Source organism: Polynucleobacter sp. MG-28-Ekke-A2 (assembly GCF_035012985.1).
Classification (GTDB): domain Bacteria; phylum Pseudomonadota; class Gammaproteobacteria; order Burkholderiales; family Burkholderiaceae; genus Polynucleobacter.
This window is the reverse complement of record NZ_JAYGQU010000029.1, coordinates 1-18581: the sequence shown is the minus strand read 5'-3', so window position 1 is coordinate 18581 and position 18581 is coordinate 1. Positions and strand designations below refer to the sequence as shown.

Genomic DNA, 18581 nt, shown 5'->3' with positions numbered 1-18581 from the left:
AATATATCCATTACTACAACCATGATCGAATCAAGCAAAAACTAAAGGGATTAAGCCCGGTGCAATACCGAACTCAATCCCTTCTGGTAACCTAATTAAACTGTCCAACTTTTGTGGGTCAGTTCATAATAGACCCTTTTGCTTTCCTAGAAATGAATATCCCACCTTATTTCTTGATCGCACTTTTGGGTCTAAAAGCCTTAACAATGGTTTCATCGGTTTCGATGTAAGGACCGCCAATGAGGTCAATGCAATAGGGAACGGCGGCAAAAATACCTGGAACAATAGGCTTACCCTCAGCATCCTTCAGGCCTTCGAGGGTTTCTTTAATGGATTTGGGTTGTCCTGGCAAATTAATCACCAGGGCAGTGTGCCCCTCGATTTCTCGTAAAACGGCCGTTTGACGGGACAAAATCGCTGTAGGTACAAAGCGAAGGCTAATTTGACGCATTTGCTCGCCAAATCCGGGCATTTCCCGGGTTCCAGCGTCCCTTGTGGCCTCAGGGGTTACATCTCGTCGAGAAGGGCCTGTACCGCCTGTGGTGAGGACTAAATCGTAGCCTAGATCATCCGTCAATTCCACAATCGTTTCGGTGATCACCTCCCGCTCATCCGCAATCAGGCGCTCATGAAAGACGCAGGGGGTGCTGATAGCAGTCTGTAACCACAATTGCAGGGCTGGTATACCCTCATCGGTATAGACGCCCTTGCTTGCCCTATCGGAGATGGAGATTAGGCCAATTTTGATTTCGTTGGGGGAGGATCTTTTCCAGGCTTCGGTATGCTTCATGTTTCTATTCTAGCTATTATTAGGGCATGTTTACATACTCATCAAATCAGTTTCAAGAAATCATCGATTTCATGCTCACAGAAGCCAAAAAACGGGGTGCCTCAGATGCTGTGGCCGAGGTTTCCGAAGGACAGGGTCTTTCGGTCACGGTTCGTAAAGGCGAGGTTGAGACCATTGAGCAAAGTTTGGATAAGCAGGTTGGTGTTACCGTTTTCTTAGGGCATCGTCGCGGCAATGCTAGTACTAGTGATTTTTCTAAAGATTCCCTAAGGGCGACAGTTGAGGCTGCGTACCATATCGCCCAACATACAGCGGAAGACTTGTGTGCTGGACCTGCTGAAAAAGAGCTTCTCGAAAAACATCCACGCGACTTGGATTTATTTCATCCATGGGATTTGGATTCGGCAACGGCGATTGATATTGCACGCACTGCCGAAGGCGCTGCCTTTGCTGTCAGCAAGCAAATTCAAAATAGCGATGGTGCTTCTGTATCCGCCCATCATGCGCATTTCATGATGGGAACTAGTCACGGTTTTATGGGTGGCTATCCATTCTCACGTCACTATATTTCTTGTGCACCAATTGCAAATGAGGGTGGCAAAAAATCACTCATGCAACGAGATGATTGGTATTCAAGTTCACGCATCCCTGAGGAGTTGGCCGATCCCGCGGCGATTGGTAAATATGCAGCAGAGCGTGCACTCTCACGCCTTAAGGCGAGATCATTAACTACTCGTCGTTGCCCAGTCATTTTTGAGGCACCTTTGGCTGCAGGCCTGTTGGGCGGATTGGTGCAGGCGGTATCGGGCGGTGCTTTATATCGCCGCTCCAGTTTTCTATTGGACAGTTTGGGAAAACAAGTTCTACCAAAGCATGTAAGCCTCTTTGAAAATCCCCATCTAAAGGCAATGACAGGAAGTGCGCCCTTTGATGAAGAGGGTGTGAAAACCGCGGCAAGAACAGTAGTTGATAAAGGTGTGCTGCAAGGTTATTTCCTATCCACTTATTCAGCTCGAAAATTGGGTATGAAAACTACTGGCAATGCTGGTGGCTCGCATCATCTGACATTGCAAAGTCGCAAGACGCCAAAAGGTGGATTGCCTGCGCTCTTAAAGGCAATGGGTACGGGTCTATTGGTTACCGAGCTCATGGGGCAGAGTGTGAACTATGTTACTGGGGACTACTCGCGTGGCGCCTTTGGTTACTGGGTTGAAAATGGAGAAATCCAATATCCGGTAGAGGGTATTACGATTGCAAGTAACTTGCGCGATATGCTGATCCGATGAACCTGCAATAGTTAGGGGTGGATTAGCCATTGACGGTCTGACGCTTCTGTAGCGCTCCTCATCTTCAACCGAGCTAGCAAACTCAAGCTTTTCCCTCTCATCCTGCGCCTTGCGCTCTTCCAAAGCGCTCGCTGGAGTAACTATCCCCTCTGCAATGATTTGCTTAAGAGTCTTCATCCCCTTAATCCTGCCTAGATATTCTGCTGTCATAGGTTTAGTTTATCTATTGCCGTCTAAAAATAAAAATTTACTTCGATACCTCCCTAGCCACAACAGAGAATCGCAAGGCACTACGGGGGGGATAGGTGGGGTGGGTGAGAAATTAAAAGATATGGATGGCTAATGCAGAGGGTGGGCATAGCTTGAGGGCAACTCATCCAAAGAGTGATGCCAAGCAATAGCCGTTTGTAAGGTATTTGTAAGGTATTAAAGCGTTATATCCAAAAGCGCTAGAATCATTGGTAGGACTATTTGATATAAGTCATTGATTTTATTGGTCGGGGCGAGAGGATTTGAACCTCCGACCACATGCACCCCATGCATGTACGCTACCAGGCTGCGCTACGCCCCGACGAAAGCAAAATTGTAGCAGTAACTATTTAGAGAGAATCTGCAGAACCATTTGCAATTCTTCACGCAGACGCAGATCGCCACGGGCTTCTTCAAGACGATTGCGAGCACCGCTAATCGTAAAGCCCTCTTCATAGAGGAGAGAGCGAATCTTTCTGATCAAGACCACTTCATGGTGCTGGTAGTAACGACGGTTACCACGGCGCTTCTGTGGGCTGAGTTGAGTAAACTCCTGCTCCCAATAACGCAGCACGTGAGAGCGGACACCACAAAGATCAGCTACTTCACCAATTGTGAAATAGCGCTTTGCTGGTATCGGGGGAAGTTGAGAGCTCAGCAGCGCTGAGCTAGCATCAAACTCGGTTTTCTCGAGCATGTGACTCCACTACATCTTTAAGCTTTTGACTTGCGTGAAATGTAACTACGCGTCTAGCTGCAATCGGAATCATTTGACCTGTCTTTGGATTTCGGCCAGGACGAGCCGATTTATTGCGCAACTGAAAATTACCAAAACCAGAAATCTTAACTTCTACGCCCGCTTCAAGAGATTGACCAACACGATCAAAAAAGGCATCGATCATATCTTTTGCTTCGCGCTTATTTAGTCCAACTTGATCAAAAAGGGCTTCGGATAGCTCATTCTTGGTAACAGTGTCATTAGAAATCAATTCAGTCATTGCTTGTCTCTTTGGTAACTAATTAATTATTTGATTTATGCCTAATATTAAACCTAGCGCAAACGGGCTGCGCACTTTTTCTCTACTGCGCCCAATAAAGCAGCCATTACTGCATCAATTTGGGGATCCTGCAATGTCTCATTAGGGTTTAAGAGGGTTACCCGGAAAGCCAAGCTCTTCTCATCATCTGCCATGCTGCTTGATCCAGCCTTAGGCTTGAATTCATCAAAGAGTTCAATACTGCGCACAAAATTTTGCTTGCTAGCAGCCATAACATCTAACAGGGACTGCGCAGAAACGCTTTGCTTAACAACCAAGGCCAAATCACGTTGCACTGCAGGGAATTTACTCAACTCTTCAGGCACCGGTAAGCCAAGCTCACGAATCGGATCTAAGTCTAATTCAAATAACACCGGCGCTTGTGGCAACTCATACGTTTGTTGCAAACCAGGATGAAGCTCTCCAATAAATCCTACTTCAATGCGATTCTTGGCTGTAGTCAAGAATATCTTCGCACTGCGACCCGGATGCAATGCTGGGTGCTGTGCAGCTTCAGTGACAAAATGCAGAGGGTCTAAAACACGCTCCAAATCACCCTTCACATCAAAGAAATCAACCGCACGGGTTACATTAGCCCATTGCTCTGGAACAAAAGATCCATAAGCAAGGCCACCAATTTTTTGGGGTTGATGAAAACCGGCTACTTTGCCAGCTTCTTCTTGAACATTGGCGTCACGTTTAAATACACGGCCAGTCTCAAACAGACGGACACGACCTGCTCCACGGTTCAAATTAGCCTTGAGGTTATTTAACAAGCCACCCCATAGCGTGCTGCGCATCACACCGTATTGACTAGCAATAGGATTGAGCACTGCAATGATGTCCTTTTCAGTGACGCCAGTTAAACGCTTTTCACTTTCGAGATCTGTAAAACCAAAATTTACCGCCTCTTGATAACCTTGGAGAGCCAAACGCTGGCGCAATAAATGCACACCGCGTTTTGCTTCTGCTTTAGCACTCATCTTCAATGAGGCTACTGGCGGTTGATCCGGAATATTTTCAAAGCCGTACATACGTGCGACTTCTTCAATCAAATCTTCTTCGATCTCAATATCGAAACGATAGCTTGGAGGCGTTACAACAAAGGCATTACCCTCTTGCTTAAACTCAAAACCAAGACGCTGAAATACATCAGCAACCACTTCATTTGTCAGTGGAATACCAATGACTTTTTCTGCTCTAGCCAAACGCATTTTGACTGGCTTACGTTCTGGCACATTCAATACTTGATCATCTACTGGGCCAGCTTGACCACCGCAGACCTCAATAATTAAGGCACTGAGATACTCCAGACATTTAACCGTATTTTGTGGATCTACACCACGCTCAAAGCGATGAGCTGCATCAGTGCTGAAGTTAAAACGACGGGCACGTCCCTGAATGGCTGATGGCAACCAATAAGCAGCCTCAACATAAATATTCTTGGTTTCATCGGATACGGCGCAATGATTGCCGCCCATGATGCCAGCCAACGCTACTGGACCGGATTGATCAGCAACTACACCAGCATCTTGTAATTTGCCTGCTGAGTCAGGACCCTGCAAAGTCACATTCTGACCATTTAGTAATTCGAGAGTTTCACCTGCTTTAGCCCAACGAACAGTAATATCGCCATTCAATTTATCAATGTCAAATACGTGGGTAGGTTGACCCATCTCTAGCATGACGTAGTTAGAGAGATCCACTAATGCGGAAATACTTCTTTGACCTGCGCGAGATAAACGCTGCACAATCCACTCGGGCGTTTTAGCCTGCGGATTAACACCACGAATCACGCGACCAGCAAAACGTCCGCAGAGTTCTCCATCTTCCACAGTAACTTTGCGCTTGTCGTCAATCGATACTACTGGTGGCGTCCACTTCGGCGCGCAGAGCGCAGCGCCAGTAATCGCGGAAACTTCTCTTGCCATACCCATCAAAGAGAGGCAATCGGCTTTATTTGGGGTTAATTTAATAACAAAGATTTGATCATCAAGATCCAGATATTCACGAATATCTTTGCCAACTGGCGCATCCGCAGGTAACTCTAAGATGCCTTCGTGATCATCCCCCAAACCGAGCTCACGACCAGAGCACAACATACCTTGGCTTTCAACACCGCGTAGCTTACCTACTTTGATCATGAATGGCTTAGCACCGACTTCAGCAGGAGGCAATTCAGCACCAACCATAGCGCAAGGAATCTTGATCCCGGCACGCGCATTAGGCGCACCACAAACAATTTGTAACTCTTGACCAGTCCCAGCGTCTACTTTACAAACACGTAAACGGTCTGCATCAGGATGTTGCTCCGCAGACAATATCTGCGCAATCACGATCTTAGTAAATGCTGGCGCTACTGAATGTTGCTCTTCAACTTCTAAACCGGCCATTGTCATTGCATGACCAAGCGCATCACTATCGAGTGCTGGATTTACATACTGACGAAGCCAAGATTCAGAAAATTGCATAGCGCGATCTAAGGTTAAGTAGTAATGATGATGTTATGCAGGGAACTGCGCTAAGAAACGCAGATCGTTTTCAAAGAAGAGGCGCAAGTCATCTACACCGTAACGAAGCATCGTTAAGCGCTCTAGACCAGATCCAAATGCAAAGCCGGTATAGCGCTCTGGGTCAATACCCATATTACGTAAGACATTTGGATGAACCTGCCCTGCTCCGGAGATTTCTAACCAACGGCCGGAAAGCTTGCCGCTACCGAAGGCCATATCAATCTCAGCAGATGGCTCAGTGAATGGGAAATAGGATGGGCGGAAACGAACTTGTAATGCATTCGTTTCAAAGAAGGTTCTTAAGAAGTCTGTATAGACACCTTTCAGATCTGCAAAGGAGACGCTCTCGGCAATCCATAATCCTTCAACCTGATGAAACATCGGTGAATGGGTTGCATCACTATCTACGCGATACGTTCTGCCAGGCGCAATCACTTTGATTGGCGGCATCACATCTGCATTAGCATATTTCTTAACATGCTCACTTGCATAACGAACCTGAATTGGGCTGGTATGCGTACGCAATAACAAAGGCTTCTCATTAGAATCTTTGCCATCGATATAAAACGTATCCTGCATTGAGCGCGCAGGATGATTCTCAGGACTATTTAAGGCAGTGAAATTAAACCAATCGGTTTCAATCTCAGGACCATCTGCAACATCAAAACCAATGGAGCGGAAGATCTCTTCAACACGTTCCCAGGTGCGCATCACAGGATGCAAGCTACCTACTGCTTGGCCACGGCCAGGCAAGGAAACATCGATAGACTCCGCTGTAAGACGTTGCAACAAGACGGCATCAGCTAAAGCTTGACGACGCTCCTGTAATGCAGCTTCTACTTGAGTTTTGATTTGATTAATTTGGGCGCCAGCGCTCTTGCGCTCATCAGGCGACATTCCACCAAGCGCTTTTAAACGCTCAGTGAGAACACCTGACTTACCGAGATACTTGGCTTTCGCGTCCTCTAGAGCTGCCGCATCGGCAGCTCCGAGGAAATCACGTTTAGCATCCTCGACAATGTGGTCGAGAGAAACCATTGCAGCTTAGTTTAGAAAACTAAGATTAAGCTGCAGCGTTTACTACGGATTTGATCCGAGTAACCAAAGCAGCAAAAGCCGCTTTGTCAGCAATGGCCATATCAGAAAGCACTTTGCGGTCGAGTTCGATCGCAGCTTTCTTCATACCATTCATGAATACGCTATAGGTCATGTCATGCTGACGAACTGCCGCGTTGATACGAGCAATCCACAATGCGCGGAATACACGTTTCTTATTGCGACGGTCACGATATGCATATTGACCAGCACGCATAACCGCTTGCTTAGCAATACGGAATACGTTCTTACGACGGCCACGGTAACCTGTAGCGGCATCGGTGATTTTCTTATGACGGGCTCTTGCTGTAACCCCACGTTTGACTCTTGGCATTTATTTCTCCTAATCTAGTCTGAGGTTAAGCGTAAGGAAGCATGGAGCGAATTGACTTAACGTCAGCTTTCGCAACTTCGGTGGTACCACGCAAGTGACGCTTATTCTTTGTGGTCTTCTTGGTGAGAATGTGGCGTTTGAAAGCCTGTCCTCGTTTAATCGTTCCGCCTGCGCGAACCGTGAAGCGCTTTTTAGCGCTACTTTTGCTCTTCATCTTGGGCATAAAGCACCCCTTCAATTACTTGTGCAACATAGGTGGTAACCGACGGTTACTCTTCCTGTACCCAGAAGCACTTCAAACTACCAGCACCTTTCAGCGCCTCACTTCATAAGAACTAGGTAGAACCTAGTTACTTAGCCTTACGGATAGGGGCCAATACCATCACCATCTGGCGGCCTTCCATCTTTGGAAACTGTTCGACTTGGCCGTATTCCACGAGATCCAACTTCAAACGTTCCAACACCCTAACTCCGATTTCTTGATGGGCCATTTCACGACCCCGAAACCGCAGCGTAATCTTTGTCTTATCGCCATCTTCCAAAAAGCGGATTAGATTACGTAGCTTGACACCGTAGTCACCATCATCAGTACCAGGGCGAAACTTCACTTCCTTTACCTGAATTACTTTTTGTTTCAGCTTAGCTTCATGCATCCGCTTGGCTTCTTGGTATTTGAATTTGCCGAAGTCCATGATGCGGACTACAGGTGGCACAGCCGTCGGAGCAATTTCAACCAAATCGGTCTCTTTCTCTTCCGCCAAAGCCAGGGCTTCACTCAACTTAACTACACCGATGGGCTCTCCATCAATTCCAATCAAACGCACTTCAGGGGCAGTAATTTCCCGGTTAATGCGCTGCAATTTTTCAGTAGCGATCTTCTTAATTCCTTTAAAAAAACAATAAAAACCGTTCTAACCCTAGCTAGGCTCGGGTCCGACCTTCTGGGATATATCCTGCTGGAGTCGGGCAACGAAGGCATCAAGAGGCATTACACCTAAATCCACTCCGCCACGGGCACGAACGGCCACCGTATTACTTTCAGATTCTTTATCCCCTACAACTAGCAAAAACGGGATCTTCTGTAATGCGTGCTCGCGTATTTTATACGTAATTTTCTCGTTCCGCAAATCGGATTCCACTCTAAACCCTTGTTTTTTCAGCAATTGCTGAACTTGTTGTGCATATGCAGCAGAATTTCCGGAGATATTGAGGACTACAGCCTGGGTTGGAGCTAGCCAAACAGGCATGTTTCCAGCGTGGTTTTCGATCAAAATGCCAATAAAACGCTCTAAAGAGCCCACAATTGCCCTATGTAACATGACTGGGGTCTTGCGACTATTGTCTTCAGCCACATATTCAGCACCCAAACGGGCTGGCATCGAGAAATCAACCTGAATCGTGCCGCACTGCCAAGTCCGGCCAATCGAGTCCTTAAGGTGATATTCAATCTTAGGACCATAAAAAGCACCCTCGCCTGGCAATTCTTCCCATTCCTGGCCTGAGGCCTTGAGGGCACCTCGGAGAGCCTCTTCTGCCTTATCCCAAATAGCATCATCGCCTACACGCTTAGCAGGACGTAAGGCTAGCTTTACAGCCACCTCGGTAAAACCAAAATCTTGATACACAGCGCGTACTGCTTTATCAAAGTTGGCCACTTCAGACTGAATTTGATCTTCTGTACAGAAAATATGGCCATCGTCTTGTGTGAAACCGCGCACACGCATCAAACCATGCAATGCCCCTGATGGTTCATTGCGATGACATTGTCCAAACTCACCAAAACGCAATGGCAATTCACGATAGCTATGCAAACCAGAGTTATAAATTTGCACGTGGCCTGGGCAGTTCATCGGCTTTAATGCATAAGCACGATTCTCCGACTCAGTCGTAAACATATTTTCTTTATAGTTTTCCCAGTGGCCTGATTTTTCCCAAAGACCACGATCCAAAATCTGTGGAGCTTTTACCTCTTGATAGCCTTCTTGCTGATACACGCGACGCATGTATTGCTCAACTTCTTGCCAGATGGACCAACCTTTTGGATGCCAGAAAATTAACCCTGGCGCCTCAGATTGAAAGTGAAAGAGATCAAGTAATTTACCGAGACGTCTGTGATCACGCTTTTCAGACTCTTCAAGCATGAGCAAGTAAGCATCTTGATCTTCTTTGCGTAACCATGCGGTGCCGTAAATACGCTGCAGCATCTCATTCTTGCTATCGCCACGCCAGTAAGCGCCCGCAACGCTTTGGAGCTTAAAGACCTTCAACTTTCCAGTGGATGGGACATGAGGCCCGCGGCATAAGTCTGTGAACTTACCTTCGGCATACAAAGAAACATCTTCGCCCTGCGGAATACTGGCAATCAATTCTGCTTTGTAGTTTTCGCCTTGCTTCTTAAAAAAATCGATAGCGTCATCGCGCGGCATTACGGTACGAACAACTGGCTCATCTTTTTTAGCGAGCTCAGTCATTTTCTTTTCGAGAGCAACTAAGTCATCCGGAGTAAATGGGCGGTGATAAGAGAAGTCATAGTAAAAACCATTCTCGATTACCGGACCAATTGTGACTTGTGCTTCTGGAAATAATTCTTTTACAGCGTAAGCTAATAAGTGTGCTGTGGAGTGGCGCACAATCTCAAGCGCCTCAGGACTTTTGTCTGTGATGATGGCTAATTGACTATCTTTATCAATCACAAAACTGGTATCAACCATCTTGCCATCTACGATGCCACCTAAAGCAGCTTTTGCAAGACCACTACCGATGCTTTGAGCAACATCCGCTACGCGAACTGGTGCCTCAAACTCACGTTTTGATCCATCGGGTAGAGTAACTACAAGCATGATGACCCCATCTTATTTACTGAACTTCATTACTGACATCTTTCCCAAAAAGAAAGCGCGGTAGCTTTGGGGCATCCGCGCCTCTTTGAAGCCATGATTAGCACTTCTTTTGGGTCTTATTCGTTGGTAGGCTCGATTGGACTCGAACCAACGACCCCCACCATGTCAAGGTGGTGCTCTAACCAGCTGAGCTACGAGCCTAATCTATTTATTTTACCCTATTGATCTCTGCTGCTTATGCATTACCACCATCACCCTGCAAGCTTTGATTTATATAGCATTGCGAGGGTATTAATGTATGGCACTTTTACAACTCATTGCAGTTATCAAACAGTTTTCACGCAACGCGTAAGCACTACAAAAATATTCAAAAACTTGTCTGGGCCCAAATTGGGCCTATTTTGGGACAGTTTTGGGCCCAAGCTATAAATTTCTCAAGATGGACTACGAACACCACTCCACTTCTTTTCTCCTCTATATAGAGAAAGAAAAAAATCGCCAAGACTTATTTGTTCTCTGAACTCATTTGCAAAAACTGTTCCAGTGCAATGCGAACAATGTCTGAACGACTAGGAATAGAGCCCATCCCCTTTGATAGCTCAATACGCTTTTGGTCAATCGCCGACAAAAATGATTCGTCAACTCTGACTGCCAGCTGTTTACTTTCGCCACTTACTTTCATGAAACTGCTCCCGCGAACTATTTGTTGTTCATATTGTCTCATTTGTCATACAAATTGACAAATTAAAAGTTTTCATATACAATATATTTGTAATACAGTAATAATGTATTTCAAATAACGTTAACTTCGGGAAATAAATATGACTACATACATGAAAGCAGCAGAATTGGCAGCCCATATTCCATATAAGGCTCGCTACATTAATGAATACCTAAAAGATCGCGTCTTCATAGAAGGAACCCACTACGTGCGGTTACCAGGATCAAGGCGCGTTATGTACATCTGGGAAACCATCCAAACGGATTACCTCAAACAAACGGTCTTGGAAATTCCAATGGCTAATGGGGGTGTTTGTCATGGGTAGTATTCGCACACGAGCAGAATCAAACGCCCTCTTTTTTGATTTTCGCTATCGCGGCATCCGCTGCAAAGAGCTCACAAAGCTCAAACCCACTAAGGCAAATATCTTTAGATTGGAAGCAATCATGAAGACTATTCAAAAGGAGATAGACGAAGAAACCTTCTCCTACCGTAATTACTTTCCAAACAGCAAGCGTGCGGATTTATTTGAAAGTGCAACTCCAAGCATTACACCCGTTACGAATGAGGAATTGGTTGCTGGTGCCCAAGTTGCCGCTCAGGAGATGCGCAATACCGGTGCAAAACAAGCAATCGTAAACATTGATGGCATGCCTAGCTTCTCCGAATTTTCCGATTTATGGTTTACAGAGCGGCAGCTAGATTGGAAACGCTCCACCCAGAGCAAAGTGAAGGATATCTTGATCAAACATCTTATTCCTCGCTTTCGCGGACGACGAGTCCATGAGATTTCCAAAGCAGATATCTTGTCGTATCGCGGGGTTCTCGCCAAAGCGGACGAGGATGGCAAGAGCTTGTCTGCTACCCGTATCAATGGGATTTTGAACATCTTGAACCAGATATTGGCTGAGGCAGCCGATCGCCATGATTTTGTATCTGGGTTTCGGGGAATTAAACCTTTAAGGGTTCCTAAAACCAAGATTGACCCCTTCTCGCTGATGGAGGTTGGTCAAATTCTCGAAGGTGCTCCCGACGAATTTAAGCCTTACTTAACTGCTGCCTTTTTCACTGGCATGCGTACCTCTGAATTACTTGGTCTTACTTGGGAATGCGTTGATCTAGATAGAGCCCAATTAACCATCAGTCAAGCATGGGTTGCTGGTGGACTAGACTCAACGAAAACACCGGGATCAGAACGTACGATTGATTTATCTACGCCCGTCATCAATGCTTTAACTGCACAGAGAAAAAGTAGAGAATCCATTAAATCGGATTACGTCTTTTGTGCATCAAATGGTAAGCCCTTTAATCGCCACAACTTTGCAAATCGTATTTGGCATCCACTTCTGACTGAATTAAAGATTAAGCGACGGCGACCCTATCAAACCCGCCACACAGCGGCGACCCTTTGGCTTGCATCAGGTGAAAACCCAGAGTGGATTGCGCGGCAAATGGGCCACACATCGACTCGCATGCTCTTTACAACTTATTCAAGATACGTTCCTAACTTGACCCGCAAAGACGGCTCAGCATTTGAGCAACTTTTGAGCTCACAACTTCTAGGATAAAAAATGAACACTCCATACTATTTAATGACGCAACAAGATAAATACTATTTACGTCTTGGCGCGCTGGCCGCTGGCAAGATCTCCAAAAATAGATTAATGGACTTTTCTCTTCCAGAGATTAAGGAAGCAGGGATTGTTCGTCCTGACCATCGTCAACTTTACTTATTGGGAAGAGACTTGCAGCCTATCGCCGCAATTTATTTCTTATTTAATTCTCAGGGCCACATTTACTATATTGGGCAAAGCGTGAATGTCTTTAATCGGATCTGCGGCGAGCATATTAAAACGATGGAGGATAAGTGGATCAAGCTCTCTGTGCTGGCCTTACAGCCTGAAGCGACTGAAGAACAGCTAAATTATGCCGAGGCTATGTTTATCTATATCCACCAACATAAGCGTTCACGCAATAAGCATGGAAAAATTATGGCAGATATGAGTTTTATTGAAATGCTTCTGCGGTTTCGGGCAGGATTTGAGGAAACGATTTTTCCGGTCCAACTCTTAGATGTTCAATCTTATTTTGATTACTGGGCTCGGAACGAAGCCTTGTTCCAGATATAAGATCAATCGGAGTATGGGGCCCCCATATAAGCCAACGCGATAATCTCCACCCTACAAGCCCGTCCTCCGTTAATTCATCTTGATCTCCAATTACAGTACTTAAAACTATTATTTTTTTGATTCTGAAGCTAACTAAAATGTCAACTTCATTTTTAACAAACTTAAATCTAAAGTTCTTATGGTAAATTTTTAAATGGAAAAACGACTCTAACGTCAGCAAGGCATAATTTGACAAACAAATTAATCGACCTTAGCATTTCAAAAATAGCTAAAAATAATCTTGTAAATTAATAAATTTTTCCATTGCTTAAAGATTTTTTAGTGGTTGGAGTAATTATTTAAAACTAACTTAGTTGCAATCAAAACTCCTTAAAAAAGCAAAAAGGAATGATGCTTCTTTAAACTACTAGCAATTATGAGAAGAATTAGTATTGATGTAAGCTTTCATCCCAAAGGATAATTTCTGGGCTTTGCGATGCCAATCCATTATTAGACCCGGACGTTAATAAAATAACGGAAGATTGCTCAACACCAGGCCAAAATAACTGGTAAATATAATCTCGAATATTATTCACATTTTCGTATATCAAATGCTCAAAATACTCTAATTTTGTTGTTGGCTGCAGCGAGCTTAAGGCCATCTGACCAATTACCAATCTTGCATCTGCACATCGATCAAATGTATCATTCTCAAAAAAATATCGCGCACGTAATTTGGCAAAGTATTGCCACTGCATTGGGTGATGCACACCACCAGTTTTACTTTGAGTTAATCCAATATGGGAACCTGTGGCTTTAACACGATGCTTGGAAATCCTTTTTTTAATACCATCAGGCGCCCTTCCATCATTTCCAGCAACTCCCACATAAAATGCAGGTCGAGGGTAGTCGAAAGCAATCATATAAACACCAAATGTATTCGAAAGTGATTTTCCATAGGACGTAGTAGGAACTAATGCCTTTGATAAGGTAGCAAAACTGGCTCTATCGCGATAAGGCGTCATCCCACCGATGGCGCGACTGTAGCCATAAGCGGTCCAAGTTGTTGTATCGGCAGGAATTAAGAAATGGTCATCGATCTTAATTGGTAAATTAAACAAAAGTTGCATAAGCCATGCTTCCTTGTAATGCTTTAGGCATATTTGATTTAGCCATGAAAAACCATAATCATGAAAAAATAATATGCGTGTGAATATTAAATTTAATCTAGGACTGAACTTCACAAATGAAAATTTTTCATCATGATTGCCAGTAACGATGACTGCGAGTCAGCCTCGATTTTTTCCCACATACTTCAATAACGTCTCCCTTATTCACCCATCATCGATATCAATTTCGATCGAGACGAATTCAATGTTCTGACCTATTCACTGGAATTATTCAAATAATAGTTTTCAACAATTTCTGTCAATCCTTTTGCAATAAAAGTGCCTTTTTCTTAACAAAAGTCCCAAGGTTTTTTATACCTAAGCGAATCTGATCAGGAGTTACATAACTAAAAGATAAGCGAATATCATTCGATACGCCATCATGAATATGAAAATATCTCATAGGAGTCCATAGAACCTTATAGTCCATGGCGGACTCAATTAAATCTTCATCTGTCAGGGCGAATGGCAGGCTCAAGGTCAGAAAAAATCCTCCTGACGGCCTATTCCATTGAATACCCCTAGCCCAAACCTCAGAGGCTGGGAAATTAATATCGAGCGCATCCAAAATTACATCTCTATTAAGCTTGAGCGCGTTTAAACGATCTTTTGCATAAGACTTTAGTGAAAAATTATTCTCAAGCAAGATGCCTCCTACTATCGCCTGACATAAAGGGGAAGTATTCACCGTTAACAAACTTTTTAGCTTCGATACCTCATATACAAAAGTTGTAATTTTTCCCGCATCATCCACTACCTCTATATTAGCAACCAAGAACCCAATACGCACCCCAGGGTAAATACTTTTCGAAAAACTCCCTAAGTAAATAACATGATCTGAGTTGGGGAATAATTTTAATGATCCTTTTTCAGGAGAGTCGTAATCAAAATAGGAGTATGCATGATCCTCGATAATAAGGATGTTATGCTTTTTCGTTAAGTCTAATAATTCTTTACGATGATCGCGAGATAAAGTAATCCCCGTTGGATTGGAGAAGTCGGGCGACAAATAGAGCGCCTTAGGATTTTTACCCGATTTTTTTAGGGCAATCAGAGTCTGGTCTAGGGCAATAAAATCAATCCCCGCTGGATCAAGAGGTACAGATATAACTTCGATACCCAATATATTTGCTGCGCCAGACATTCCAATGTATGCCGGATCAGTAATTAGTATGACATCAGCCCGGCCCCTAAATAATGTCAGCAGACATAAAAACATTGCTTCTTGACTGCCTACTGTAATAACCACATCATTCGCACTTATCTGAAATCCCTCATCGTTTATCAAAAGCTTTTGGATAAAATCTCCGAGGATGCCATTAGTTCGTCCGTACTGCCCTAAAGAATTAAGGAAAGTCTTGCTGGAAACTCTGGTCTTATCAGCGCAATAATCTGAAAATTTCTGAAGATAACCAAAAGACTTATCAACATCAAAAAAATCTTCAACAGGTCTTCCCGGCGCAAATGAAATAGCATCGGGATATGTTGAAGCTATTTCATTGAGAAAATTCATAACCTCAATTTTTTTATTATGAAGTGCGGGATTCAATTCTGCGCTTAATATTCGCATTGGTTAATCTCTGAATGTGGCCTATATTGAAAATCTAACAGATATCCTTAGATTCCAATGTGTCGAAGAGTTTCTGAACATTTTCATCCCTAAATCCATTGAAATTATTCCTCTCTATTAACTCAATCATCATTCCTGTTGACCCATCTCTTAATGAGAATATTTGCGACAAGCCATCACTAGCAATGAGATCTGAGCTAAATTTTAGGCCCCTTAAGCGGGCATCCTCAATTGCACTTTCAATATTTCTAACGCCAAAAGCAATGTGCTGAATTCCTGGGCCGTACTTTTTTACATATTGTGAGGTTTGCGACGTCTCTCCGATGCCCTCCGTCACTACTAAAGTTATTGGACCAAGCCTCAATACAGCAGACTTCATTCCAGAATGCTTGCCTTGGGTTTCACGAGTTTCCTCAACATTAAACCCCAAAATATCTCGCAGCCAATTAACAGCCATATTAATATCTGGTACCGCTATAGCCAAATGGTCTATTCCAATAAAATTACTTTGTTTTTTCATACCCTAACCCAATGATCTTATAATCATGATTTTTATAACAATTTTCATTTATCATACAAGCATATATATAAAACATAAAATTTTTTAAATGAATCGTCGCCTAGACTTCTTTCCCATAAAAAACAAACCTTTACTGATACTCGATCTAGAGGGCACCACGGGAATTTACTCATCTTCGATGCACCAAAATGACACAATAATGCTTCGCCATGGATTTTATGAATTTCTACAATGTGACCCATGGTTTGATTATGCAATTGCGACAAGGGCACCAAAATTTTTTATTACTCAGATCGAGGGCAACCTAGAAAAAGCTGGTTTAAAAATTTCGCAACCAATCTACTCCAAAGAGGACATTGAGATTGGAAACCAAAATCTTGGAAACTACAAATATATACAGCATGTATGTGAGGATAAAAAAATTCACAAGGTAGAGTCGACGGTGGTAATTATGGGTGATTTTTTGAGATTTACCGACAATGACGACTACTCTGCCAATGACTACCTATCTCATGACTTTGTCGCCGACCCATCCCATCTCATTCTCAACAATAGTCTTAATGATCATCCATACCCGATAAATGGTGAAATACCCATTTACTTAGTCTTACCACAGCCCTGGACGACCAAAGATTATCATGGAAATCATATTTCATTAAGCTTCAATTTTGCATTATTTATCCTCCGAAAATTATGGGAGCTAGGTACCGGAAACTTTGCTGAAGGTTACAAAAATCTTGGCTCTAGCGACTTATTCCAAAAAGTTGAGATAAAGGCTCCGAATATGGAACACAATCAAAGATATCTGATACTCAAGGGTGAGTCAAAAGACTGGCAACCAATGGTGAAAATTGCCTAATCTCAGATTACAACAGCAATCATTCATTTGAAAATTTTTAATTTACCTTCACCGACGGAGATATATTTCGAAGTCATATCGCCCCCCCTCATTGCGGGTTCAGACTTATCTCCCGAACAAAAAAACTTTTCCCTTTCTGCCGGCCAAATTGGCATTTGGTTTGCTCAACAGTTAGATCCAAAAAATCCAGCTTTTTTATTGGGCGAACAAATAGATATATACGGGGAAATTAACCCAGGATTATTCTCCAAGTCATTGAAAAGCGTGATTCAGGAGTGCGAATCTTTATTTTTAACTTTCTTTGATAGCCCTGAAGGGCCAAAGCAATATGTACAAAATTCTGTTTGCTATACCCTAGACTACTATGATCTCAGTAACTCAGAACAACCTTTAGATATTTCAAAATTTATTATTGATTCGGCGTTATCAGAGCCAATAGATATTTCCCATGAACCACCGTTTAAATTTAAGCTCCTTAAATTTAATTCCAGTCACTATCGCTGGACTGGAATCTTCCATCATATAGCGATAGATGGATACAGCCTTGCCCTTTTCTCTAATAGGCTGGGTGATATTTACTCATCTCTCTCCAATAATTCCGAGCACTTAATTGAGTCAAACGGCTCACTGAGCAAAATTTTCAATGCCACTAATGAATACAATCTCTCCAATGATTACAACAAAGACAAAATTTTTTGGGATGAATTTTTAGAACAGGGGATCCCTCCCACCTTCTTGAATAATAAATCTGACCGCCTCCCAAAAGGATCGCTAGGAAAACGACTAAGAAAATCAATCCTACTATCGCCAAGCTCCTGTAAAAAACTCTTAGAACTAAGCAACAAATGTAATTCCCCCCTCTCAAATGTTCTAATAACCCTTCTTACCGCTTTTATCCATCGCCTCTCGGGATTTCAGGACGGTCTATTCAGCTTACCCATCTCAGCAAGAACTGATGCCAATCGACGCACCCCCTTCATGCTTTCGAATATAGTTCCATTCGAGCTAAAGATTTATCCCAATGATTGTTTTATTGACTTAATCCTTGCAACGTCACGAATAATTAAAAATTTTTATCCTCACAGATTTTATAGATGGGAGGAAATGAATAGACATCAAAGCCAAATCGGTAAATCTAATACTTTTTTTGGGCCTGTAATTAATGTCCTATCCAATCACAATAAACTTCTATTTAATAATTTCACAGCAACGAGGACAAATTTATCTCTAGGCCCTGTCGATGATGTATCTCTAACCGCATACACCGATAAAGATGCAACTTTTATTAGCATCGATATTGACTTAAATAGCCTGCTCCATACGGAAGAGTATCAAGACACCCTAACTGTTGCCCTAGAAGATTTTCTAGAGTCAGCAGTAGCCAATCCAGATCAAAGCATTAGCAAACTCAGCATTTTGTCCCCTGACGAGCGGCACACTATTTTGCAAAAGTGGAATGACACTGAGCAACTCCTTGCACCAAAAACACT

General features: G+C 43.4%; 19 protein-coding genes, 2 tRNA genes and 1 pseudogene. 7 read left to right on the top strand and 15 right to left on the bottom strand.

From position 1 onward, the window contains the following. On the top strand, window positions 1-95 hold a 95-nt coding region (locus VC188_RS11195), incomplete at its 5' end, for an IS3 family transposase (RefSeq protein ID WP_216217838.1). Window positions 96-166: 71 nt separating this feature from the next. On the opposite strand, the gene mog is transcribed toward VC188_RS11195, so the two are convergent. After that, the gene (gene mog, locus VC188_RS11190) at window positions 167-790 is read right to left on the bottom strand and encodes a molybdopterin adenylyltransferase (RefSeq protein WP_323484017.1); all 624 of its coding nucleotides are present in this window, start codon (window positions 788-790) and stop codon (window positions 167-169) included. Window positions 791-861: 71 nt separating this feature from the next. Between mog and pmbA the strand changes: the two are divergent. Continuing rightward, window positions 862-2064 (top strand): annotated as a pseudogene (pmbA, locus tag VC188_RS11185) (metalloprotease PmbA); the annotation flags it as partial. A gap of 506 nt (window positions 2065-2570) precedes the next feature. On the opposite strand, the gene VC188_RS11180 reads toward pmbA, so the two are convergent. The 11 genes from VC188_RS11180 to VC188_RS11130 form a co-directional block, all read right to left on the bottom strand. Next, window positions 2571-2647 (bottom strand) — tRNA-Pro (locus VC188_RS11180). A gap of 24 nt (window positions 2648-2671) precedes the next feature. After that, the gene (locus VC188_RS11175; protein ID WP_215321978.1) at window positions 2672-3022 is read right to left on the bottom strand and encodes a MerR family transcriptional regulator; all 351 of its coding nucleotides are present in this window, start codon (window positions 3020-3022) and stop codon (window positions 2672-2674) included. After that, entirely contained in the window at window positions 3000-3323 is a 324-nt protein-coding gene (locus VC188_RS11170; RefSeq protein ID WP_072582283.1) for an integration host factor subunit alpha, read from the bottom strand. Before VC188_RS11170 ends, VC188_RS11175 begins: the two co-directional genes overlap by 23 nt. Before the next feature lie 53 nt (window positions 3324-3376). Next, complete coding sequence (pheT, locus tag VC188_RS11165; protein ID WP_323484016.1) at window positions 3377-5833, bottom strand: phenylalanine--tRNA ligase subunit beta; 2457 nt, start codon at window positions 5831-5833, stop codon at window positions 3377-3379. Between the two features lie 33 nt (window positions 5834-5866). Beyond that, window positions 5867-6913 (bottom strand): phenylalanine--tRNA ligase subunit alpha, encoded by a 1047-nt coding sequence (gene pheS / locus VC188_RS11160; RefSeq protein WP_323484015.1) that lies wholly within the window; start codon window positions 6911-6913, stop codon window positions 5867-5869. A gap of 25 nt (window positions 6914-6938) precedes the next feature. Then, window positions 6939-7304, bottom strand: a complete 366-nt coding sequence (gene rplT, locus VC188_RS11155) for a 50S ribosomal protein L20 (RefSeq protein WP_011902675.1) — start codon at window positions 7302-7304, stop codon at window positions 6939-6941. Window positions 7305-7329: 25 nt separating this feature from the next. Next, window positions 7330-7527: a 50S ribosomal protein L35 gene (rpmI, locus tag VC188_RS11150; protein WP_046330084.1), complete on the bottom strand. Its 198-nt coding sequence runs from the start codon at window positions 7525-7527 to the stop codon at window positions 7330-7332. A 127-nt stretch (window positions 7528-7654) separates the two neighbouring features. Further along, a complete protein-coding gene (infC, locus tag VC188_RS11145) occupies window positions 7655-8188 on the bottom strand; it encodes a translation initiation factor IF-3 (RefSeq protein WP_416350513.1) in 534 nt (177 codons plus the stop codon). Between the two features lie 33 nt (window positions 8189-8221). Next, the gene (thrS, locus tag VC188_RS11140) at window positions 8222-10144 is read right to left on the bottom strand and encodes a threonine--tRNA ligase (protein ID WP_323484014.1); all 1923 of its coding nucleotides are present in this window, start codon (window positions 10142-10144) and stop codon (window positions 8222-8224) included. A 124-nt stretch (window positions 10145-10268) separates the two neighbouring features. Beyond that, a tRNA-Val gene (locus VC188_RS11135) sits at window positions 10269-10345 on the bottom strand. A 304-nt stretch (window positions 10346-10649) separates the two neighbouring features. Continuing rightward, on the bottom strand, window positions 10650-10826 hold the full coding sequence (locus VC188_RS11130; RefSeq protein ID WP_216244696.1) for a hypothetical protein: 177 nt from the start codon (window positions 10824-10826) through the stop codon (window positions 10650-10652). Between the two features lie 139 nt (window positions 10827-10965). On the opposite strand from VC188_RS11130, the gene VC188_RS11125 reads away from it, so the two are divergent. Genes VC188_RS11125 through VC188_RS11115 form a run of 3 tightly spaced genes read left to right on the top strand, consistent with a single transcriptional unit; the run spans window position 10966 to window position 12994 of the window. After that, entirely contained in the window at window positions 10966-11190 is a 225-nt protein-coding gene (locus tag VC188_RS11125) for a hypothetical protein (protein ID WP_216244698.1), read from the top strand. Beyond that, entirely contained in the window at window positions 11183-12433 is a 1251-nt protein-coding gene (locus tag VC188_RS11120; protein ID WP_323484013.1) for an Arm DNA-binding domain-containing protein, read from the top strand. The genes VC188_RS11125 and VC188_RS11120 overlap by 8 nt, the downstream gene beginning before the upstream one ends. A gap of 3 nt (window positions 12434-12436) precedes the next feature. Continuing rightward, window positions 12437-12994, top strand: a complete 558-nt coding sequence (locus VC188_RS11115; RefSeq protein ID WP_323484012.1) for a GIY-YIG nuclease family protein — start codon at window positions 12437-12439, stop codon at window positions 12992-12994. 425 nt (window positions 12995-13419) lie between these two features. On the opposite strand, the gene VC188_RS11110 is transcribed toward VC188_RS11115, so the two are convergent. The 3 genes from VC188_RS11110 to VC188_RS11100 all read right to left on the bottom strand — a co-directional run bounded on the left by VC188_RS11110 (window position 13420) and on the right by VC188_RS11100 (window position 16232). Beyond that, window positions 13420-14103, bottom strand: coding sequence for a hypothetical protein (locus VC188_RS11110; protein WP_323484011.1), 684 nt, complete (start codon window positions 14101-14103; stop codon window positions 13420-13422). 298 nt (window positions 14104-14401) lie between these two features. Then, window positions 14402-15691, bottom strand: a complete 1290-nt coding sequence (locus VC188_RS11105) for a PLP-dependent aminotransferase family protein (protein ID WP_323484010.1) — start codon at window positions 15689-15691, stop codon at window positions 14402-14404. 55 nt (window positions 15692-15746) lie between these two features. Next, window positions 15747-16232, bottom strand: a complete 486-nt coding sequence (locus tag VC188_RS11100; protein WP_323484009.1) for a VOC family protein — start codon at window positions 16230-16232, stop codon at window positions 15747-15749. An 88-nt stretch (window positions 16233-16320) separates the two neighbouring features. Here VC188_RS11100 and VC188_RS11095 point away from each other — a divergent pair, with 88 nt between their 5' ends. Then, the gene (locus VC188_RS11095; RefSeq protein ID WP_323484008.1) at window positions 16321-17091 is read left to right on the top strand and encodes a hypothetical protein; all 771 of its coding nucleotides are present in this window, start codon (window positions 16321-16323) and stop codon (window positions 17089-17091) included. Window positions 17092-17118: 27 nt separating this feature from the next. Further along, a partial coding sequence (locus VC188_RS11090; protein WP_323484007.1) for a condensation domain-containing protein occupies window positions 17119-18581 on the top strand: 1463 nt, incomplete at its 3' end.